Origin of the sequence: Janthinobacterium sp. 78 (genome assembly GCF_003096775.1) — a bacterium.
Lineage (GTDB): Bacteria > Pseudomonadota > Gammaproteobacteria > Burkholderiales > Burkholderiaceae_D > Janthinobacterium > Janthinobacterium tructae.
In genome coordinates, this window is the sequence record NZ_QENT01000001.1 from 4611740 (window position 1) to 4632184 (window position 20445).

Genomic DNA, 20445 nt, shown 5'->3' on the forward strand with positions numbered 1-20445 from the left:
TGACGCAGCTTAGATATATGCGGGCACTAAGCAATGCTTGTGCTCGATATGATATTCAAATTCTTCACGGAAATTCTTAATGAAGGCCCGTACCGGCATGGCGGCCGCATCGCCCAGCGCGCAAATGGTGCGGCCCTGGATGTTGTCGGCGATCGAGTTGAGCATGTCCAGGTCGTCTGGACGACCCTGCCCCTGCTCGATGCGGTGCACCATGCGGTACATCCAGCCTGTGCCTTCACGGCAAGGCGTACACTGGCCGCACGATTCTTCAAAGTAGAAGTAGGACAGGCGCTCCAGCGCCTTCACCATGCAGCGTGTTTCGTCCATCACGATGATGGCGCCCGAACCCAACATCGAACCGGCTTTCGCGATCGAGTCATAGTCCAGGTCGGTCTGCATCATGATGTCGCCGCGGATCACCGGCGCGGACGAGCCGCCAGGGATCACGGCCTTGATCTTTTTGCCACCGCGCATGCCACCTGCCAGTTCCAGCAGTGTGGAGAACGGCGTGCCGAGCGGCACTTCGTAGTTGCCCGGCAATTCCACGTCACCCGAGATCGAGAAGATCTTCGAACCGCCATTGTTCGGCTTGCCCATCGCCAGGTATTTCTCTGGACCGATGTTCAGCACGAATGGCACGGCCGCGAAGGTTTCCGTGTTGTTGATCGTCGTCGGCTTGCCGTACAGGCCAAACGAGGCAGGGAAAGGCGGCTTGAAGCGCGGCTGGCCTTTCTTGCCTTCCAGCGATTCGAGCAGGGCCGTTTCTTCGCCGCAGATGTAGGCGCCATAACCATGGTGCGCATGCAACTGGAACGAGAACTCGCTGCCCATGATCTTGTCGCCGAGGAAACCGGCGGCGCGCGCTTCTTCCAGCGCTTCTTCGAAACGGGCGTACTCGGCCCAGATTTCGCCGTGGATATAGTTATAGCCGACGGTGATGCCCATCGCATAAGCGCCAATGGCCATGCCTTCGATCAGCGCATGGGGATTGTAACGAATGATGTCGCGGTCCTTGAAAGTACCCGGTTCGCCTTCATCTGTATTGCAGACGAGGTATTTTTGACCCGGGAACTGGCGCGGCATGAAGCTCCACTTCAAGCCGGTAGGAAAACCCGCGCCGCCACGGCCGCGCAAGGACGAAGCCTTGAGGTCGGCGATGATCTGTTCCGGCGTGATTTTCTCTTCCAGGATACGCCGCAGGGCGCTATAGCCGCCGCGGTTCACATAATCTTGCAAATGCCAGTTCTTGCCATCCAGATCCTTCAGGATCAATGGATCGATATGGCGGTTGTGGAGTGACGTCATTTCTTGAGTTCCTCCAGCATGGCGTCGATTTTCTCGTTCGACATCCAGCTGCACATGGTTTTATTACTGACCAGCAAGACTGGCGCATCGCCGCAAGCACCCATGCACTCGCCTTCAACCAGGGTGAACTGGCCGTCTGCGGTGGTTTCGCGGAAATCGATACCCAGTTTCTGCTTCAGGTATTCTGCAGCGCGCACGCCGCCCGACAGGGCGCATGGCAGGTTGGTGCACACGGTGATCTTGTGCTTGCCCACGGGTTTCACGTTGTACATATTGTAGAACGTGGCCACTTCCTGCACGGCAATCGCCGGCATGCCGATGTAATCGGCCAGTTCCTTCATGGTGTCCGGCGCCAGCCAGCCCAGTTCATCCTGGGCATGGGCCAGCGCGGCCATGACGGCCGACTGACGCTGGTCGGCCGGGTACTTGGCCAGCTCGCGGTCAATTTTCTTATAGCATTGCTCTGATAACAACATACTTTTTGCCTCTTAGCGGTCAATACTGCCGAACACGATATCTTGCGTCCCGATGATGGTCACGGCGTCGGCAAGCATGTGCCCACGCGCCATCTCGTCGAGCGACTGCAAGTGAGCGTAGTCTGGCGCGCGCAGTTTCATGCGGTACGGCTTGTTGGCGCCATCGGACACCAGGTACACGCCGAACTCGCCCTTCGGATGTTCCACGGCGCTGTAGGCCTCGCCTGGCGGCACGTGGAAACCTTCGGTAAACAGCTTGAAGTGGTGAATCAAGGATTCCATGTTGGTCTTCATGTCGACGCGGCCCGGAGGCGCCACCTTGCGGTTGCTGGTCATGACAGGACCTTCATTGTTGCGCAGCCACTCCACGCATTGCTTGATGATGCGGTTCGACTGGCGCAACTCTTCCACGCGGACCAGGTAGCGGTCGTAGCAATCGCCGTTGGTGCCGATAGGAATGTCGAAATCCATCAGGTCGTACACTTCGTACGGCTGTTTCTTGCGCAAATCCCACTGCACGCCCGAGCCGCGCAGCATGGCGCCCGTAAAGCCCATGGCCAGCGCATCTTCCGGCGAGACCACGCCGATGCCAACCGTGCGCTGTTTCCAGATACGGTTGTCGGTCAGCAAGGTTTCGTACTCGTCCACGGAATTCGGGAAACGGCGCGCGAAGTCTTCGATGAAGTCCAGCAGGGAACCCTGGCGGTTTTCATTCAGCTTGCTGATCGCCTTGGCGTTGCGGATGATCGAAGCCTTGTGCTGCGGCATCGCATCGGGCAAGTCGCGGTACACGCCACCCGGACGGTAGTAGGCCGCGTGCATGCGCGCGCCCGAGACTGCCTCGTAGGCGTCGAACAAGTCTTCGCGGTCGCGGAAGCAATACAGGAACGGGCCCATGGCGCCGACGTCGAGCGCGTGGGTGCCGAGCCACATCAGGTGATTCAGGATGCGCGTCATCTCGTCGAACATGACGCGGATGTATTGCGCGCGCAGCGGCACTTCCAGGCCCAGCATCTTTTCGATGGCCATCACGTACGCATGTTCATTGCACATCATCGACACATAGTCGAGACGGTCCATGTACGGTACGGATTGCAGGTAGGTCTTTTGTTCGGCCAGCTTTTCGGTGGCGCGGTGCAGCAGGCCGATATGCGGGTCGGCACGCTGGATGACTTCGCCATCCATCTCCAGCACCAGGCGCAGCACACCGTGCGCGGCCGGATGCTGTGGCCCAAAGTTCAGGGTGTAGTTCTTAATCTCAGCCATTATTTCATCCCGTAATGTTCTTCGCGGATCACGCGCGGCACGTTTTCCCGCGGCTCGATCGTCACGGGCTGGTAAATCACGCGCTTTTGTTCCGGATCGTAACGCATCTCGACATAGCCGGAGACGGGGAAATCCTTGCGGAACGGATGACCGATGAAACCGTAGTCGGTCAACAGGCGGCGCAAGTCGTTGTGGCCTTCGAAGAGGATACCCAGCAGGTCGAACGCTTCGCGCTCGTACCAGTTGACGGCACGCCAGATGTTCACCACGGAGGGCAGCAGCGGCATGTCGTCATCGGGCGCGAACACGCGCACGCGCACGCGCCAGTTGTGCTTGACCGACAGCAAGTGCGAGACGGCCGCGAAACGCAGGCCATCCCAGCTACCGTCGCCATAGGTCGAGTAGTCGACGCCGCACAGGTCGAGCATTTGCTCGAAATGCAGGGTCGGATCGTCGCGCAAGGTCTGCATCACGGCCAGGTAGTCCTCGGCCTTGACGACCAGGGTAACTTCGCCCAGTGCAACCGTGGTACTAACGCGATCGCCCAGGGCAGTGCCGAGGGCGTTTTGCAATACTTCTAAATGTGTTGTCATAATCTGAAGCGGCCCGGTTAGCGTGCGATCGTGCTGGTACGCTTGATCTTGTTCTGCAACTGCATGATGCCGTACAGCAAGGCTTCAGCGGTCGGAGGACAGCCAGGCACATACACGTCGACGGGCACGATGCGGTCGCAACCGCGCACCACAGAATAGGAGTAATGGTAGTACCCGCCGCCATTGGCGCAGGAACCCATCGAGATGACCCAGCGTGGCTCTGCCATCTGGTCGTAGACCTTGCGCAAGGCCGGCGCCATCTTGTTGCACAGGGTGCCGGCAACGATCATGACGTCGGATTGACGCGGCGACGGACGAAACACGACGCCGAAACGGTCCATATCGTAGCGGGCTGCGCCCACATGCATCATTTCGACCGCACAGCAGGCCAGACCGAACGTCATCGGGAACATAGACCCGGTGCGCGCCCAGTTGATCAGCTTGTCGGCCGAGGTGGTGATGAAACCTTCGCTTAATACGCCTTCAATAGCCATGGCTTATTCCCAGTCAAGGGCACCTTTCTTCCAAATGTACCAAAATCCGACCACGAATTCAGCGATGAACACCATCATCGTGACGAAACCGGCCCAGCCCAGGTCGCGCATTGCAACGCCCCATGGGAAAAAGAATGCCGTTTCCAGATCGAACAAAATAAACAGGATTGCGACCAGATAGTAGCGCACATCAAATTTCATGCGCGCGTCTTCGAATGCTTCAAAGCCACATTCGTACGGGGAGAGTTTTGCTGCGTCAGGCTTGTGAGGGCCTAACAGGCGCCCCAGGAGCTGGGGAGCGATACCGACACCAAGGCCGATAATAATGAACAGCAGGACGGGGAAGTAATTTTCGAGGTTCACGATTGATAAGCTTATATTGAACGATCGGTTAAATGAGGACGCTGCGATCATTTGCAGCGTATCTAACGCACGACCCCAATCAAAGCTAAGACCAGGATCGAACGACACATCCTCGTAAAAAAAGCCAGCAACTTTGTACGAGCCATGGCTCGTGCGCCGTTGCTGGCTTCTGATTTCTGGTGCCGACGACGAGACTCGAACTCGTACAGCTTGCGCCACTACCCCCTCAAGATAGCGTGTCTACCAATTTCACCACGTCGGCGGTAAGGCCCGTATTCTACTCTGCTTTGCCGCTAAAGTTAATGCACAAATGCATCAAAACACAGATAAAAACGATAAATTTTTACATCTTCCAGCGCGCCACGTTTTTTTCCTGCCGCGCTGCCAAAACATTGAGCAATAATCTGCCCGTAATGAGAATTACTCTCGATGAGGTATCGAGTTATTACTCAGTAAATACTAAATTACTTCGGGATCGCGCCTGCCGGGGTGCTGGCAACAGGGGCTGCCGCTGCTGGAGCACTGGCCGCTGGAGCCGCGGCAGGTACCGCCGTCGGGATCGCGCCCGCGCCGGTGACTGGCACTGGCTTGACGACTTTATCCATCACGCCGCCGCCCACCGTGGTGGCGCGCTGATTGGCCATCAGCGACAGGGCCAGGGTGGCGCCGAAGAAGATCGCGGCGGCAACGCCCGTCGATTTCGACATGAAGTTGGACGAACCCGTCGCACCGAACAGGCTGCCCGAGGCACCCGAACCAAACGCGGCACCCATGTCGGCGCCTTTGCCGTGCTGCAGCAACACCAGCGCGATAATCGACAATGCCGAAATAACCTGTACTACCACTACCAGATTGAACATCATGTTCATTGCAATTCCATTCTTAGTTTAAATTAATTCAATCAGCGGCGTGAATAATCGCCAGGAAATCCGCCGCCTTCAATGCCGCCCCACCGATCAGACCGCCATCGATATCCGGCATCGCCATCAATTCTTTTGCGTTCTCCGGCTTCATGCTGCCGCCGTACAGGATCTGCACGCCGGCGGCCGCTACCGCATTCTTTGCCGCCAACTGGCCGCGCAGTACCTGATGCACGTCCTGCGCCATTTGCGGCGTGGCCGTCTTGCCCGTGCCGATGGCCCAGACTGGCTCATAGGCCAGCACCAGTTTCGCTACGTCGTCGGCCGAAATCGCCGCCAGCACGGCGCCCAGCTGCTGCGCCACGACCGCGTCGGTCTGGCCCGCTTCGCGCTGCGCCAGCGTCTCGCCGATGCAAACGATAGGCGTAATGCCTGCCGCCAGCGCCGCAACCGTCTTGGCCGCCACCTGTGCATCGCTCTCGCCGTGGTAGGCGCGGCGCTCGGAATGCCCGATCACCACATAGCCGCAGCCGAAATCCTGCAGCATGGCAACCGAGATTTCGCCAGTATAGGCACCGCTGGCGTGCGCGGAAACATCTTGCGCACCCCAGCCGAGAGGCGAGCCTGCCAATTGCGCCTGGCACTGCGCCAGATATGGCGCGGGCACACAGACGGCGCTGGCGGCGCCAGAGGCGGCCAGGCCAGCAACTATTTCAGACAATAACACCGCGTTCGAGGTGCGACTGCCGTTCATTTTCCAATTTCCGACGACGAGTTTGCGACGCATAGTAGCCTAAATTTTAATAACCCGTCATTCTAACCCCGGCACCGATGCCGGTCAAACAGGCAGCGCCCCGTTTCAGGCAACTTGCAACATGATCTTGCCCACGTGCGTGCTCGCTTCCATCAAGGCATGCGCCTCGTTGGCTTTTTCCAACGGGAAAGTCTGATAGATGACGGGCTTGATCTTGCCCGCCTCGATCAGCGGCCAGACGGTCGTGCGCAAGTGGTTTGCAATGGCGGCCTTGAAGGCGACCGGGCGCGGACGCAAGGTCGAGCCGCTGACACTCAGGCGGCGGCGCAGCACTTGCCCCAGGTCCAGGGTGGCCTTGCTGCCGCCCTGCACGGCGATCAGGCCGATGCGGCCGTCGTCGGCCAGGCAATCGATCTCGCGCGGCAGATAGTCGCCGCCCACCATGTCGAGGATGACATCGACGCCTTTGCCATCAGTCAATTCCTTGACGACGGCAACGAAATCTTCCGTGCGGTAATTGATGCCCCGTTCGGCACCCAGCGCCTCGCAGGCGCGCGCCTTCTCGTCGCTGCCGGCCGTGGCGAAGACGCGATGGCCGAGCGCAGCGGCCAATTGAATGGCCGCCACGCCGATGCCGGACGTGCCGCCCTGCACCAATAAGGTTTCACCGTCGGCCAGCGCGCAGCGGTCGAACACATTGCTCCACACGGTAAAGAAGTTTTCCGGCAAGGAGGCGCCTTCCAGCGCCGTCAAGCCTTTGGGCAAGGGCAGGCACTGGCCGGCGGGCGCGGCGCAGTATTCGGCATAGCCGCCACCCTGCACCAGCGCACAGACCAGGTCGCCTTTTTTGAATTCAGTGTTGCTGAAATCGCCATCGACGACTTCGCCCGCCACTTCCAGGCCCGGCAAGTCGGACGCGCCGGCCGGCGGCGCATACTTGCCCAGGCGCTGCAGCACGTCAGGGCGGTTGATGCCGGCCGCGTGCACCTTGATCAGCAGTTCGCCCGCCTTGTATTGCGGCGTGGGACGCTCCGCGATCTGCAAAACGTCGGCGGGACCTGGCTGGCTGATGGCAACTGCACGCATGGCGGGACTCTCTCAAGGGAAAACGGCGATTGTACGCCAAGCCGCCCTCCCCTGCAGACCAGCGCCGCTCTTAACCGGCGCCCGTCTTCGACTGGCGCGGCAAGGGCGTGCCCGGCTTCCATTTGGCCGACAGGGCTTGTCCCTCCTCGACTTGCTCATGCGTCATCTTGCGCACCACGGCGGCGCGCTGGTCGGCCGCATTCGCGTTGCCATTCGCCGCCGCCAGGTTCCACAGCATGTAGGCGATGACGTTATCCTGCGGCACGCCACCCATGTGGTAGCGGTACATCAGGCCCAGCACCTGCTGCGCCTCCGCATGGTTCTGCTCGGCCGCCTTGCGGAACCAGCCCACGGCCTGCTTGTGGTCTTGCAGCACGGCGTTGCCCGTGTAATACATGGCGCCCACCACATACTGGGCATCGGCCTTGCCCTGCTCGGCCGCCTTGCGGTGCCAGAACATGGCTTGCTTGTAATCCTGTGGCAAGCCCCGTCCCATGTAATACATCAAGCCCAGCAAATGCTGGGCATCGGCGTTGCCGGTCTTGGCCAGTGGCAGGATTTCCTTGTAGGCGAGCGCGTAATTCTTGTTGTTGTAGGCGCTGGCGCCTTCGGCGAAGCCAGCCCGCGCGGGTAGCTGTATCGTCAACAGCATGAGTAATGTAATGATCAGTTTTTTCATCGGAATGGGATGTGGTCTGACTACTTGTTCTTGTCCTGCCGAAGGCATGCGGCAGGATGCTTTTACTTCCAGCTGACTTTGCCCAGGCCCTCGACGCTGACATCGCGGTTGGCCGGCTTGCCGTACACCACCACCGAACCGAGTCCGCTCAGGTTCAGCTTGGCATTCGTATGGGCATTCACCGTGGCATTGCCGAGGCCGCTCAATTCCAGGTTCACGGCGTCCGCTTCGAATTGCTGCGCATTCAGGCTGCCCAGGCCGCCCAGGCTGGCCTTCAGGGTGCGCCCGCGTCCGCCCAGCACCACCGAGCCGGCGCCCTGCAAGTCCAGCTCGGCCCGCTCATTGTTGCCGATCCACAGTTGCATGCTGCCCACGCCGCCCAGGCTGGCATTGAGCTTGCGGTAGTCGCCCACCAGCTTGATGCTGCCAGCCCCTTCCAGCGACAGGGTCAGTTCCTCGCCCTTGAAACCCGTGATGTCCGTGCTGCCAAAGCCTTCCGAGCTCAGCTCGCGCAAGTTCGGCAAGACCAGGTCGGCGCGGATCGACGAGGGACCGAGCTTGAAGCCGCGCACCTCCGTCTCGATGTGCAGGGTGTCGCCGCTTTGCGCCGTACTGACATCGGCGATGTAGCGTTTGTCGGCCGTGATGCTCAAGGACGCCACGTTGCCCTGACGAATGCGCACTTCCATCACGCCGTCGAGCTTGACGCGTACCACGCGGGCGTCGATGTTGCGCATTTCCAGCAAGCGGGTCTCGGCCGCCACGCCGCGCACCAGGCCAAAAGTCGCCAGGAACAGCAGCGCCAGTTGCAGTATCTTTTTCATGTAGTGCATCCTCGGTATCTTGTTTTTATGTGTCGCGGCGCCCTCGTGGGGCTTGCGCGCATTGCCATTGACCACCACTGTAGCAGCGCAGAAAAGGGCTGACAATCGGGCTGACAATCAATCAGGCGAAACGGGCTTTTTCGGTAGCGCTCAGGCGCTTGGCCTTGACCACCACCACGTGCATGTCAGCCTTGTTCGCTGGCGCGGCCACGGTGGCCGTGGAGCTGGCCACTTGCAGGGCCGGGGCGGCCGGGGCGATGGCGTAGCAGCTGACGCCGAGCACGATGGCGGCGGCAACGGCGATGACTTCCATGTTTTGAGCGACGTTCATGTTGTTCTCCTCGGGTGTCTGGCAGTGGGCTTGCGGTATGGTGTCACTATAGCCATACCGCCCCCGGCCAACACGCCGATTGCGACGAACTGCGCTTTTGGCAGGCTGGCCTGACAAAAACGCGGATAAACGCGCAGGTCGCTACGCTTGCAACTTAAAACTCTTCCCATTCGTCGGCGCCGGACTTGGCCGCCTTGACGGGCTTGGCCGGCGAGAGCGCACGGGTCGGCGCACGCGGCGCCGGCGCCGCGGGCCGGGCCTTGAGGCGCGTCACGGGCGCGGGTGCTGCGGCAGGGCCGGCATCGCCGAGGCGGAACATGCCAACGGCCTGTGCCAGATCCACCGCCTGCTCCTGCAAGCTTTCCGCGGCGGCGGCCGCTTGCTCGACGAGGGCCGCATTTTGCTGCGTCATGGTATCCATGTGCGTGACGGCCGTGTTGATCTCGCCGATGCCGGCGCTCTGTTCGCGGCTGGCCACGGTGATCTCGCTCATGATGGTCGTCAATTGCTGCACCGAGGCCACCACCTGATCCATGGTCAGGCCCGCTTCATTGACAAGGCGCCCACCCGCATCGACTTTTTCCACCGAGTCGCCGATCAATTCCTTGATTTCCTTCGCCGCGCCTGCGGAGCGTTGCGCCAGGTTGCGCACTTCGGATGCCACCACGGCAAAGCCCCTGCCCTGCTCGCCCGCGCGCGCCGCCTCGACGGCCGCGTTCAAGGCCAGGATATTCGTCTGGAACGCGATGCCGTCAATCACGCCGATGATGTCGACGATCTTGCGCGAACTTTCCTGGATGCCGGCCATCGTGCCCACCACCTGCTGCACCACGCGGCCACCCTTGGCCGCCACTTCCGAGGCGGACATGGCCAGTTCGTTGGCCGCATGCGCGTTTTCCGCATTCTGTTTCACCGTCGAGGTCAGCTCATCCATCGAGCTGGCCGTCTGTTCCAGCGCCCCTGCCTGGGCTTCCGTGCGCGAGGACAGGTCGGCGTTACCGGCGGCAATATCGGCCGACTCGCTGCGCACCAGGATGCTGATGCTGCGGATCTGTACCAGCACGGTGGCAATCTTTTCCACGAACAAATTGAAGGCCTTGGCGATCTGCGCCAGTTCGTCACTACCTTCCGCGTCGAGGCGGCTGGTCAGGTCGCCGTCGCCCGTGGCGATCGCTTCCATCGCATCGCGCACCAGGCCCAGGCGGCGCAGGGCGCGCGCCACCAGCACGCTCAATACCGTCGCGGCCAGAGCCAGCACCAGCAAGGCCGTCAGGGCCGAGGCGCGCAGCATGGAGGTCAATGCTTGCGTCGCTTCGGCGCGGTCGAGCACGGTCGCCAGCAGCCAGTCGCTGCCCGGCACTTTACTCACATGCAAGATGCCGTTACGCTCGCCGAGGCGAATGGCGGCGCCGTCGCCGCTCTTTTCAATATCGGCCAGCGCCTGCGCGCTCAGGCCCGGGTCCAGCTCGGCCAGCGGTTTCAGGGTCAGCTTGCCGTCAGGATGGGCGATGATCTTGCCGCCGCCATCGACGAGAAAGCCGTAGCTGGACGCCGTCGGCTTGATCGAGGCGACGTTTTGCACCACGGCATCCATCATCACATCGGCCGCCATCACGCCCGTCACGCTGCCCTTGCCGCCCAGCGGCTCGGCAAACGTCACCACCAGCTTGCCCGTGCTGGCGCCGATATACGGCGCCGTAATGACGGGGCCGCCCGTTTCGGACGCCAGCTTGTACCAGGGGCGCGCCGTGGGATCATAGTCGGCGGCGCGCTTGCGCTCCTGCGAAAAGACGGCGCGCTTGTCGGCAAAGCCGATGTACGCCATGTCGAACGTGCCCGCCTGCTCGGCCGCCTTCAGGGCCGGCAGCGGATCGGCCGCCGTGGCGCCCTGCTTGAGCGAAGCGACCACGGCCTGCTTGGAACGCAGCCATTCGGCGATGGCTTGCGCATGGCTGTGCGACAACTGCAGCATCTGCGTGTCGAGCGCGGCCAGGGTGCTGGAGCGCGTGGTGAAGAAATTGGCGATGGCCACAGCCAGCATGGCCAGCACGACGATGGAAACGGCGATGGCGATCAGCCGCGCCTTAAGGGAGGACAACATGGTGCATCCAATAAAAAAGGGGAAATCGGGAGGGATGCACCATGGTCGGGGAATAAGATTTTGTCGTCAAGCAATACTGACTCTCAATTACCCAGAAACAACAATTGATACCAAATATTAATTACATCTCGCCACGCAGCTTGCGCAAGGCCGGCGATTCGCCGCCCGTGGCCTCGATGCGGAAGCGGGCAAACGCCTGTTCCAGCGCGGGGTAGCGGCGCAGGCTGCCTTCCGTAAAATAACGTCCGCCGGGGATGTCGCCCCATGCCAGGGGCGCGCTCAAGGCGCCACTGCCAGCCAGGGCCAGCAGCGGCTCGAGCGCGCTGCGCAGGTCGGCCACCTCCGCATCGGCGAGCGCCAGGCGCGCCAGCAACTGTTCCAGTTCGGTAGCCAGGGCTTGCAAGCGCTGCTGGTCCATCATCTCTCCTCAGTTCCTGATCGTGCCGATCAGCACGGGCGCCGACCACAAGTTGCGATTTGGCAATAAATACTGTTGCGCCCCGCCACGGCGCCGCACCAGCCCGCCCAGCTCTTGCGTGGGCGCCACCTGGCTGACGAACACGTTCACCGTGCCCTTGGGCATGATCTGGTACACATCATACAGCGGCGCCTCGCTCTTCAGGGGCAAGCCGAAACAGTCGGCCAGGCTGGCGCACTGGCTAGATACCAGCTGCAATTGCGCGCTGGTGGTGAAATACGGCGAATACGGCGACACATTCTGGCCATGCGGCACGATTTTTACCAATGCGGCCGACATGGCTAGCAAGTCGGGCAAGGTGCTGCCGGAAGCGAGCTGCTCGACCGCGCGCGCATAAATCGTCTCGGCCGGTGCGGCCGGATCGGCGGCGCGCAGTTCGCGCAGGAACTGCTGCCCTGGTCCGCTATCGAGATAGGAGTCGATAGCTTGCCGCGGCACGCCCGCCGTCTTGAACGTGCTGAGGTCGTTGATTTCGCGCGCATGCACGGCGCGCAAGGCGTCGATCTCCTGCGCCGGCATGGCCGTGGACGCGCCGGCAATCGGGATGGGCAGCGGCACCGGCATGGGCGCGTTGTCCAGCTGGGCCCGGACGCCGGGCGCGACGGCAAGCAGAAAGGCGGCGGCCAGCCCGCAGAATGTGCGCATGCTGCATCTCCTTGGAAGACTCGTTCAGGGGAAGATCCCCTCCCGAATCTACAAGGCGTACAACTGGCCAATGCGAGCTGGATCAAGGCCGATGCGCAAAGCGGCATCTACCTTGATGCAGCACAAACGCGGCGCAAAAAAAAACCGCCAGGGTTTGCGCGCTGGCGGTTTGTATGCTGGATTCTAAAGTATAGGTATGCAAAATAATTGAGGAGTACTACATTGCAGCCATTTCGATAGCTTTGGCAAACTTCAATAAAATTTTATCATGATTATTGTCTGCAATAGAACTTGGCACTAGATACCAACATTTGTCAATGCCTTCAATATTCGATCAGCAAGCACTTGCATTGTTTTCAAAACAGGTCCTTCAGTCAACATCTCTTCGCCCAATTTCAACTTGAAAATTGCACACATCGAATGTGCATCAACATCATCGCCCCTTCGCTTAAGCTCACTCTTCAGATGAGTCTTATACTCTCTATTTTTAGCCTGCCCAAGCTTTGGGTGATTTGGATTTAGAATAGAAAGAAATAATTGCTCAGGGCAAATTTCTTCAATGAGGCTAATTCTGTCCCGACACCAACTTACATACCCCTTCAGATCCGGATTTATCCCAACCAACGCAACATGATGCATTGTAAATTTTGAAATTAATTTATCTTGTTCGTTAGCCGACAACTCATCAACATTTACATCAATCAAATCAATAAAAGGCTTTTGATCACCGTCTAACACCATAACTGCACGCGCACCAGTCATAATAAAGGTCGGCACTTGATGAGAAAGCATTTCCGATGCACCAAGCGTCACAGCTATTACTTCACATTTTTTTTGTAGTGATTCATCCAGAAGCTTCAAACTTCTCTCCACCATAGTTTTCAACAAAACATCTTCTGTAAGTATTGAAATCTTATGTGGATCAGCTTGACCAAGTCGGTAAAATGCGGCGCTCTTATTTATATCATGTCGAATTACAATTCCACTCTCATCATTCCCAAGAACAACCAATGCCTCTTGCGGAACAAGCTCCACCAATGTAGGAGAGTGAGTTGAAATAACGACCTGCAATTTTTTTTCATTTATACGATCAAGCAGATAATTAAGCAACTCTCGTTGCGCGCCAGGATGCAATGATGTTTCCGGCTCATCCAATAATAACAATGAGAAATCTTCCATTTTCTCAATTGCAAGAATTAAATTAACAACAGAAAGTTCCCCACTACCAGCAAAAGCCTCAGAGTAGGTGTGAGATTTCGTCTGAAATATAACACTGGCGGCCTTATTTCTATCGTAAAAACGGTGAATTATGTATTTTGCAGAAATATACCTTTTTCCAAGTATTTTATTTATTATCTCTAATGTTGGCGGTGCAATTGTTGTATTCTCAAATACAAATTCACCACGACCTATTCTTTTAGATTTTAAATCCCCATCAATTACGGAGCGAAGACGTTCGGATTCCTTCACGAAAACATTTTGCCTGTCTTGAAGTAATGTATTATCTGTATAGTAAAAAAAACGATCAAATGCACTTGTCTCAGCTTTGGTATTTATATATTTCACCTCACGCCGTACAGGAGTCCAGCGGTCTGTTGCACGGAATTCAGTTTTTTCAGCCTCCTGCAACACATCCATTCCATCATGAACAGAAGGTTTCGATGGTTCCCAATATCCATTCCGCTTCCGCCCCTTCACCTTACGGGTTTGAACACTTCGCCCCAAATCTTTTACATAATGCGTGTACCAATATCGAGGAACATCTCTTTTTTTCTCAGCAATTGGATCCACCGCGGTTGAAAACCAAAACCTACTAGTACTATGATTTAAAGGCATACCCCATAAAGCATGCAATATAGAACTCTTCCCCCCACCATTCGGACCGACCAAAAGAGTCAATGGAAAGCGAAAAGGAAGTTTTGAATATGGTGATATTTTTTTAAAATTTGGAAAAGTCACGTCCTGAATAAATTTATCATAATGATTTTTTTTAAAATCACCCTGAATAACCCTAACCAATTCATCAATACTCTTCATTATAAATACTTTCGGCCATCAATGCCGCATGCGCGGAAATAAAGGAGGGCGGCAGTGCATTTCCAATCATAAGACTAATAGATTCTTTTCCGTGGGAACCTATAAATTTATACTTCCTTGGAAATCCTTGCAGGATAGCAGCCTCACGTAGAGTAATAGTTCGATCCTGTTCTGGATGTAAGAATCGCCCCTTCGATGGATTAGTACATCCACTAGTAATTGTTGGGGATACATCATCCCATTTCATTCGACCATATACATCAAAGAATCCGCCATTTTTCCTATGACATGCAAGTTGCAATGAATCCGGAAGACTAGTACGGCTACCACCATCTTTCGGAATATTTTTAATTACAAGTTCAACCCTAGCGGAACGTCGAGCAGGGAAGTCATGAATAGCATCCCCTGTAGCTCCTGGAACTGGCAATTTTCCGATCGCCTTTCGAACAGTTGACATTCGTCCAGTTGGCTTAGCAAGCACTGCAGTACCGGTACGATTCGCAGATAAAATTAAACGACGACGTCGCTGTGGAACGCCAAAGGTCGCTATATCCAAAATTTGGTATATTACTGAATATCCGCACATATTAAGCTCATCCACCATAGCCTTAAATCTTGGATATTCCACGATCCCAGGAACATTCTCCATCATAATAATTTTTGGCTTTAGCGCAATAGCAAGCCGAGTAAACTCATCAATAAGATCATTTCTTGGATCAAAAACTTCAACAGCTTTATTTTTCCTTCGCATTGTTGAAAAACCTTGACAAGGAGGGCATCCTGCCAACAAGTCCAATTCACCCGGCATTAAACCTGTTATCGCTAACACATCATCTAGCTCAACTTGCCTAATATCCGTTCCAATCAAAGGAATTCCTGGATGATTAAGCAAATAGGTTTCTCTTGCTTTGAAGTCTATTTCAACAGCGCCACGGACACTATAGCCGGCATCTTTCAGACCTTGCGTAAGCCCACCGCAACCTGCAAACAAGTCAATTGCAGTTAATTTTCGTTGTATGTTGCCCAATGCCACGTTTCAATCCAATCCATATTTATAGGAATTCCGATCAGAACTCTATTTTTCTCACCAATAATACTACAGGCGCCCCGTTTATCTAAAAAAATTCACTTACCTACCGCACTCCCGCAAACGTTCAAACCTCCCGGCCTTTCTTGCTAATCAAACAAGCAATCAAAAAGAAAAACCGCCAGGCTTACGCGCTGGCGGTTTATCATGTCCGGCCATGAATGGCAAAACATGGAAACAAAATTTATTACTGGGCGGCTGGCGCTTCGTTGCCTTCAGCAGCTTTCATCGACAGCTTCAGACGGCCGCGGTCGTCCGTTTCCAGCACTTTGACGCGGACCAGCTGGCCTTCTTTCAGGTAATCGGCCACGGCGTTGACGCGCTCGTTGGCGATCTGCGAGATGTGCAGCAAGCCGTCTTTGCCTGGCATGACTTGCACGATGGCGCCGAAGTCCAGCAGTTTCAGCACGGTGCCTTCGTAGGTCTTGCCCACTTCGACGGAGGCCGTCAGTTCTTCGATGCGGCGCTTGGCTTCCTGGCCGGCAGCAGCGTCGACGGAAGCGATGGTGACCACGCCTTCGTCGCTGATGTCGATCTGGGTGCCCGTCTCTTCGGTCAGCGCGCGAATCACGGCGCCGCCCTTGCCGATCACGTCACGGATTTTTTCCGGGTTGATCTTGATGGTGATCAGACGCGGTGCGAAATCGGACAGTTCGGTTTTGACGTGCGGCATGGCTTTTTGCATTTCGCCCAGGATGTGCTCGCGGCCTTCCTTGGCTTGCGCCAGTGCCACTTGCATGATTTCCTTGGTGATGCCCATGATCTTGATGTCCATCTGCAGCGCCGTGATACCGTTGCGGGTACCGGCTACCTTGAAGTCCATGTCGCCCAGGTGATCTTCGTCGCCCAGGATGTCGGACAGCACGGCAAACTTGCCGCCTTCCTTGATCAGGCCCATGGCGATACCGGCCACGTGTTCTTTCATCGGCACACCGGCGTCCATCAGTGCCAGGCAGCCGCCGCAGACCGAAGCCATCGACGAAGAACCGTTCGATTCCGTGATTTCCGATACCAGACGCACCGAGTAGCTGAACTCTTCAGCTGCTGGCAGAGCGGCGATCAGCGCGCGCTTGGCCAGGCGGCCGTGACCGATTTCGCGGCGTTTTGGCGTACCGACGCGGCCCGTTTCGCCGGTGGCGAACGGAGGCATGTTGTAATGCAGCATGAAGGAATCGGTGAACTCGCCCATCAGCGCATCGATCTTCTGGCTGTCGCGGGCGGTGCCCAGGGTAGCGACGACCAGCGCTTGCGTTTCGCCGCGCGTGAACAGGGCCGAACCGTGGGTGCGTGGCAGCACGCTGGTGCGGATCGAGATCGGACGCACGGTGCGCGTGTCGCGGCCGTCGATGCGTGGCTCGCCGTCCAGGATTTGCGTACGCACGATTTTCGCTTCGATGTCGAACAGGATGTTGTTCACTTCGGCGCTGTCGATGGACGCGCCACCGTTGGCGGCAGCTTCAGCCGACAGGTCGGCGATCACTTCCGACGTCGCCGCTTTCAGCTTGGCCGTACGCTCTTGCTTGTCCTTGGTTTGATACGCGTCATTGATCTTGGCGTTGGCGAAATGCGCGACGCGGGCGATCAGTGCTTCGTTTTTCGGCGCAGGCGCCCATTCCACTTCCGGCTTGCCGCCGTCACGCACCAGGTCGTGAATTGCGTCGATGACGACTTTCATCTGGTCGTGGCCAAAGACCACGGCGCCCAGCATGATTTCTTCGGACAGCTGTTTCGCTTCCGATTCGACCATCAGCACGGCCGTTTCGGTACCGGCGACCACCAGGTCCATTTCCGACGTTTTCAGTTGCTGGACGGTCGGGTTCAGGATGTACTGGCCATTCGCGTAACCGACGCGCGCTGCGCCGATCGGGCCGCTGAAAGGCACGCCCGAGACGCACAGGGCAGCCGAGGCGCCGATCATGGCGGCGATGTCCGGATCGATTTCAGGGTTGACCGACAACACGTGAATGATGACTTGCACTTCATTCAGGTAGCCTTCCGGGAACAGCGGACGGATAGGACGGTCGATCAAACGCGATGTCAGTGTTTCTTTTTCGGAAGGACGGCCTTCGCGCTTGAAAAAACCGCCCGGGATTTTACCGGCAGCATAGGTTTTTTCAACATAATCTACCGTCAAAGGGAAGAAATCCTGGCCTGGTTTGGCATCTTTGCGTGCCACTACCGTTGCCAGCACGACGGTATCTTCGATCGACACCAGCACTGCGCCGGATGCCTGACGTGCGATTTCGCCGGTTTCCAGGGTCACTTGGTGTTGACCGTACTGGAAGGTTTTCGTAACTTTGTTAAACATGGGGTATCCCTTTTCTAATTGCCGACAGATTTTCAGGGGCTGTCGTTCACCTCACCACAGGCGGTGAAAAAACCGTTGCCGCCTTTACTACTTTACTTTTAAAGCATGATATCGGTAGGAGCATACTGCACTTACCGACATAAATCCGGAATTCAAATGACAAAATGCCCGCGTCAGCGAACTGGCGCAGGCATTTCTGTATAAACCTTGTACGGCAAAAATTACTTGCGCAGACCAAGTTTAGCGATCAGGTCGCGATAACGGGTAGCGTCTTTCGACTTCAGGTACGACAACAGGCTCTTACGACGGTTGACCATCATGATCAGGCCGCGGCGGGAGTGGTGATCTTTCGAGTGGGCTTTGAAGTGGCCGTTCAGTTCGTTGATGCGAGCTGTCAGCAGTGCAACTTGCACTTCAGGGGAGCCGGTGTCGTTTTGACCACGTGCGTTGTCCGCGATAATAGCGGCTTTGTTGATGTTTTCTACTGTCATGATAAACCTTTCACATGCGGTGCACAGAGTCTGAACCCTATCCACCGTGAACTACGATTATTAAAATACTGGCCTATGCTTCCAACCAGACGCGCAAGTATATCGGAAAAAAGCCCGCCTGTATCCTGCCGTGCGCTCTTTTCTCGGTCCATGATAGGATTTTCCCGCATTTCAGGAGGATAACCATGAAAAAACTGCTCCAATTGGCAACACCCGTGCTGCTGGCCGCGCTGGCCGGCTGCGCCAGCTGGAACGTCCCGCCGCCGCAGCCGGGCGAGCCGCGCGCCGCCGTGGAAGCGCGCCTGGGCCGTCCCACGGCCATCTACTCATTGCCCACGGGCCCGGAACTGGAATACGCCACGGGGCCGTACGGCCAGTACACGTATATGGCCCGCTTCGGCCCCGACGACAAGCTGCTTTCTTACGAGCAAGTGCTCGACACGCCGGGCTTTGCCCGCATCAAGGTGGGCGTGTCGACCCAGCAAGACGTGCTGCACACCCTGGGCCGCCCGACGGAAACATCGTATCTGTCGCTGCCGAAACTGCACGTCTGGTCCTACCGCTACAAGGAATCGGGCGTGTGGGATTCCATGATGCACGTGCACTTCGACCACGACGGCATCGTGCGCATGATGATGAACGGCCCCGATCCGGCCAAGGAAGAGCGGCGCTTTTTTTGGTAGTTAGCGCCCCTTCACGGCTGGGGATCGATACGCTCGTCTTTAGCATGCAGCTTGTTCAAGGCCGACAAATACGCCTTGGCCGAGGCGACGATGATGTCGGGGTCGGCGCCCACGCCGTTGACAATGCGCCCGTCGCGCGACAATCGCATGGTGACTTCGCCCTGCGACTGCGTGCCCGTGCTGATGGCATTGACGGAGAACAAGACCAGCTCCGCGCCGCTGGCGGCCGCGCTTTCGATGGCGTTGACGGTGGCGTCGACGGGGCCGTCGCCCTGCCCTTCGCAGCTGCGCTGCACGCCGCCGACAAGGAATTCCACGCGCGCGTGGGGTACGGCGCCCGTCGTCGATTGCTGTGTCAGGGAAATAAAACGGTAGTGCTCACTCTCCTGCGCCTGCTGTTCTTCGCTGACGAGGGCCATGATGTCTTCATCGAAAATCTCGGATTTGCGGTCCGCCAGCTCCTTGAAGCGCAGGAAGGCGGCGTTGACTTCCGCCTCCGATTCGAGCGCGATGCCCAGCTCGTGCAGCCGCTGCTTGAAGGCATTGCGGCCCGACAATTTACCCAGGACGATCTTGTTGGCGGTCCAGCCCACGTCTTCGGCGCGCATGATTTCATACGTCTCGCGCGCCTTTAAAATGCCGTCCTGGTGGATGCCGGAGGCGTGCGCAAAGGCGTTCGCACCCACGACGGCCTTGTTCGGCTGCACGGCAAAGCCCGTGATCTGCGACACCATCTTGGACGCCGCCACGATTTGCGTCGTGTCGATGCCGACCGTCAAATTGTAATAGGCGGCGCGCGTGCGCAGCGCCATCACCACCTCTTCCAGCGCCGTGTTGCCGGCGCGCTCGCCGAGGCCATTGACGGTACACTCGATCTGCCGCGCGCCGCCGATCATGACGCCGGCCAGCGAATTGGCCACGGCCAGGCCCAGGTCGTTATGACAATGGACAGACCAGATGGCTTTATCCGAGTTCGGGATGCGTTCGCGCAAACGCTTGATGGTATTGCCGAAGATCTCAGGCACGGCATAACCGACCGTATCGGGGAAATTGATGGTGGTGGCGCCCTCGGCGATCACGGCTTCGAGCACGCGGCACAGAAAATCTTCGTCGGAGCGGCTGCCGTCTTCGGGGCTGAATTCGATATCGTCCGTGAACTGGCGCGCGTAGCGCACGGCGTTCTGCGCCTGCGTCAGCACTTGCTCAGGCGTCATGCGCAGCTTCATCTGCATGTGCAGGGGCGAGGTGGCGATGAAAGTGTGGATGCGCTTGCGTTCGGCAGGTGCCAGCGCTTCGGCGGCGCGCGCGATGTCGCGGTCGTTGGCGCGCGACAGCGAGCAGATGACGGACTCGCGCACGGCGCCGGCAATCGCCCGTATCGACTCGAAGTCGCCTTGCGAGGCGGCGGCGAAGCCCGCTTCGATCACGTCGACCTTCATGCGCTCAAGCTGCTTGGCGATGCGCAGCTTTTCCTCGCGCGTCATGGAGGCGCCCGGCGATTGCTCGCCGTCGCGCAAGGTGGTGTCAAAAATGATGAGTCGGTTGCTGGTGTTCATGGCTGCTCCTGGCTGGCTGAAGACTGGC

General features: G+C 57.7%; 21 protein-coding genes and 1 tRNA gene. 1 reads left to right on the top strand and 21 read right to left on the bottom strand.

Annotated elements, in window-relative coordinates:
- Positions 1 to 9 precede the first annotated feature (9 nt).
- The 20 genes from nuoF to rpsO form a co-directional block, all read right to left on the bottom strand.
- Complete coding sequence (gene nuoF, locus C8C92_RS20280) at positions 10 to 1305, bottom strand: NADH-quinone oxidoreductase subunit NuoF (protein ID WP_116745088.1); 1296 nt, start codon at positions 1303 to 1305, stop codon at positions 10 to 12.
- Positions 1302 to 1781, bottom strand: coding sequence for an NADH-quinone oxidoreductase subunit NuoE (gene nuoE / locus C8C92_RS20285; protein ID WP_071076360.1), 480 nt, complete (start codon positions 1779 to 1781; stop codon positions 1302 to 1304). The genes nuoF and nuoE overlap by 4 nt, the downstream gene beginning before the upstream one ends.
- A 12-nt stretch (positions 1782 to 1793) precedes the next feature.
- Positions 1794 to 3047, bottom strand: coding sequence for an NADH-quinone oxidoreductase subunit D (locus C8C92_RS20290; protein WP_010399731.1), 1254 nt, complete (start codon positions 3045 to 3047; stop codon positions 1794 to 1796).
- Positions 3047 to 3640, bottom strand: a complete 594-nt coding sequence (locus C8C92_RS20295) for an NADH-quinone oxidoreductase subunit C (protein WP_099763027.1) — start codon at positions 3638 to 3640, stop codon at positions 3047 to 3049. The genes C8C92_RS20290 and C8C92_RS20295 overlap by 1 nt, the downstream gene beginning before the upstream one ends.
- Before the next feature lie 17 nt (positions 3641 to 3657).
- Positions 3658 to 4134, bottom strand: coding sequence for an NADH-quinone oxidoreductase subunit B (locus tag C8C92_RS20300; RefSeq protein WP_010399733.1), 477 nt, complete (start codon positions 4132 to 4134; stop codon positions 3658 to 3660).
- A 3-nt stretch (positions 4135 to 4137) separates the two neighbouring features.
- Positions 4138 to 4497, bottom strand: a complete 360-nt coding sequence (locus C8C92_RS20305; protein ID WP_071076971.1) for an NADH-quinone oxidoreductase subunit A — start codon at positions 4495 to 4497, stop codon at positions 4138 to 4140.
- Positions 4498 to 4674: 177 nt separating this feature from the next.
- Positions 4675 to 4759, bottom strand: a tRNA-Leu gene (locus C8C92_RS20310).
- Positions 4760 to 4961: 202 nt separating this feature from the next.
- The gene (gene secG / locus C8C92_RS20315; protein ID WP_071076357.1) at positions 4962 to 5366 is read right to left on the bottom strand and encodes a preprotein translocase subunit SecG; all 405 of its coding nucleotides are present in this window, start codon (positions 5364 to 5366) and stop codon (positions 4962 to 4964) included.
- A gap of 28 nt (positions 5367 to 5394) precedes the next feature.
- Positions 5395 to 6144, bottom strand: a complete 750-nt coding sequence (tpiA, locus tag C8C92_RS20320) for a triose-phosphate isomerase (RefSeq protein WP_116745089.1) — start codon at positions 6142 to 6144, stop codon at positions 5395 to 5397.
- A gap of 72 nt (positions 6145 to 6216) precedes the next feature.
- A complete protein-coding gene (locus C8C92_RS20325) occupies positions 6217 to 7197 on the bottom strand; it encodes an NAD(P)H-quinone oxidoreductase (protein WP_116745090.1) in 981 nt (326 codons plus the stop codon).
- A gap of 70 nt (positions 7198 to 7267) precedes the next feature.
- Positions 7268 to 7876 (bottom strand): tetratricopeptide repeat protein, encoded by a 609-nt coding sequence (locus C8C92_RS20330; protein ID WP_071076354.1) that lies wholly within the window; start codon positions 7874 to 7876, stop codon positions 7268 to 7270.
- Between the two features lie 62 nt (positions 7877 to 7938).
- Positions 7939 to 8700, bottom strand: coding sequence for a DUF2807 domain-containing protein (locus C8C92_RS20335; RefSeq protein WP_116745091.1), 762 nt, complete (start codon positions 8698 to 8700; stop codon positions 7939 to 7941).
- Between the two features lie 121 nt (positions 8701 to 8821).
- A complete protein-coding gene (locus C8C92_RS20340; protein WP_099763023.1) occupies positions 8822 to 9031 on the bottom strand; it encodes a hypothetical protein in 210 nt (69 codons plus the stop codon).
- Positions 9032 to 9185: 154 nt separating this feature from the next.
- Positions 9186 to 11132 (bottom strand): methyl-accepting chemotaxis protein, encoded by a 1947-nt coding sequence (locus C8C92_RS20345; protein ID WP_165829511.1) that lies wholly within the window; start codon positions 11130 to 11132, stop codon positions 9186 to 9188.
- A gap of 121 nt (positions 11133 to 11253) precedes the next feature.
- Entirely contained in the window at positions 11254 to 11550 is a 297-nt protein-coding gene (locus C8C92_RS20350; protein ID WP_099763022.1) for a hypothetical protein, read from the bottom strand.
- 9 nt (positions 11551 to 11559) lie between these two features.
- A complete protein-coding gene (locus tag C8C92_RS20355; RefSeq protein WP_099763021.1) occupies positions 11560 to 12255 on the bottom strand; it encodes a hypothetical protein in 696 nt (231 codons plus the stop codon).
- A 297-nt stretch (positions 12256 to 12552) separates the two neighbouring features.
- Positions 12553 to 14292, bottom strand: coding sequence for an ATP-binding protein (locus C8C92_RS20360; protein WP_133250807.1), 1740 nt, complete (start codon positions 14290 to 14292; stop codon positions 12553 to 12555).
- Positions 14279 to 15325 (bottom strand): DNA cytosine methyltransferase, encoded by a 1047-nt coding sequence (locus tag C8C92_RS20365; protein WP_243420300.1) that lies wholly within the window; start codon positions 15323 to 15325, stop codon positions 14279 to 14281. Before C8C92_RS20365 ends, C8C92_RS20360 begins: the two co-directional genes overlap by 14 nt.
- Positions 15326 to 15566: 241 nt before the next feature.
- On the bottom strand, positions 15567 to 17687 hold the full coding sequence (pnp, locus tag C8C92_RS20370) for a polyribonucleotide nucleotidyltransferase (protein ID WP_116745094.1): 2121 nt from the start codon (positions 17685 to 17687) through the stop codon (positions 15567 to 15569).
- Between the two features lie 221 nt (positions 17688 to 17908).
- Positions 17909 to 18178 (bottom strand): 30S ribosomal protein S15, encoded by a 270-nt coding sequence (rpsO, locus tag C8C92_RS20375; RefSeq protein WP_071076969.1) that lies wholly within the window; start codon positions 18176 to 18178, stop codon positions 17909 to 17911.
- 185 nt (positions 18179 to 18363) lie between these two features.
- On the opposite strand from rpsO, the gene bamE reads away from it, so the two are divergent.
- Positions 18364 to 18861 carry an outer membrane protein assembly factor BamE gene (bamE, locus tag C8C92_RS20380; RefSeq protein ID WP_116745095.1) on the top strand — a complete coding sequence of 166 codons (498 nt, stop codon included), beginning with the start codon at positions 18364 to 18366 and terminating at the stop codon, positions 18859 to 18861.
- A gap of 11 nt (positions 18862 to 18872) precedes the next feature.
- Here the strand turns inward: bamE and C8C92_RS20385 are convergent, their stop codons facing one another.
- Positions 18873 to 20417 carry a 2-isopropylmalate synthase gene (locus C8C92_RS20385; protein ID WP_099763019.1) on the bottom strand — a complete coding sequence of 515 codons (1545 nt, stop codon included), beginning with the start codon at positions 20415 to 20417 and terminating at the stop codon, positions 18873 to 18875.
- Positions 20418 to 20445 lie beyond the last annotated feature (28 nt).

Coding starts and splice junctions, on each gene's coding strand:
- C8C92_RS20350 (WP_099763022.1), bottom strand. CDS start 11,550: ATGGACCAGCAGCGCTTGCAAGCCCTGGCTACCGAACTGGAACAGTTG.
- bamE (WP_116745095.1), top strand. CDS start 18,364: ATGAAAAAACTGCTCCAATTGGCAACACCCGTGCTGCTGGCCGCGCTG.
- nuoF (WP_116745088.1), bottom strand. CDS start 1,305: ATGACGTCACTCCACAACCGCCATATCGATCCATTGATCCTGAAGGAT.
- C8C92_RS20330 (WP_071076354.1), bottom strand. CDS start 7,876: ATGAAAAAACTGATCATTACATTACTCATGCTGTTGACGATACAGCTA.
- C8C92_RS20385 (WP_099763019.1), bottom strand. CDS start 20,417: ATGAACACCAGCAACCGACTCATCATTTTTGACACCACCTTGCGCGAC.
- C8C92_RS20345 (WP_165829511.1), bottom strand. CDS start 11,132: ATGTTGTCCTCCCTTAAGGCGCGGCTGATCGCCATCGCCGTTTCCATC.
- tpiA (WP_116745089.1), bottom strand. CDS start 6,144: ATGCGTCGCAAACTCGTCGTCGGAAATTGGAAAATGAACGGCAGTCGC.
- pnp (WP_116745094.1), bottom strand. CDS start 17,687: ATGTTTAACAAAGTTACGAAAACCTTCCAGTACGGTCAACACCAAGTG.
- C8C92_RS20360 (WP_133250807.1), bottom strand. CDS start 14,292: ATGAAGAGTATTGATGAATTGGTTAGGGTTATTCAGGGTGATTTTAAA.
- C8C92_RS20300 (WP_010399733.1), bottom strand. CDS start 4,134: ATGGCTATTGAAGGCGTATTAAGCGAAGGTTTCATCACCACCTCGGCC.
- C8C92_RS20335 (WP_116745091.1), bottom strand. CDS start 8,700: ATGAAAAAGATACTGCAACTGGCGCTGCTGTTCCTGGCGACTTTTGGC.
- C8C92_RS20290 (WP_010399731.1), bottom strand. CDS start 3,047: ATGGCTGAGATTAAGAACTACACCCTGAACTTTGGGCCACAGCATCCG.
- C8C92_RS20355 (WP_099763021.1), bottom strand. CDS start 12,255: ATGCGCACATTCTGCGGGCTGGCCGCCGCCTTTCTGCTTGCCGTCGCG.
- C8C92_RS20340 (WP_099763023.1), bottom strand. CDS start 9,031: ATGAACGTCGCTCAAAACATGGAAGTCATCGCCGTTGCCGCCGCCATC.
- C8C92_RS20325 (WP_116745090.1), bottom strand. CDS start 7,197: ATGCGTGCAGTTGCCATCAGCCAGCCAGGTCCCGCCGACGTTTTGCAG.
- secG (WP_071076357.1), bottom strand. CDS start 5,366: ATGAACATGATGTTCAATCTGGTAGTGGTAGTACAGGTTATTTCGGCA.
- C8C92_RS20295 (WP_099763027.1), bottom strand. CDS start 3,640: ATGACAACACATTTAGAAGTATTGCAAAACGCCCTCGGCACTGCCCTG.
- nuoE (WP_071076360.1), bottom strand. CDS start 1,781: ATGTTGTTATCAGAGCAATGCTATAAGAAAATTGACCGCGAGCTGGCC.
- rpsO (WP_071076969.1), bottom strand. CDS start 18,178: ATGACAGTAGAAAACATCAACAAAGCCGCTATTATCGCGGACAACGCA.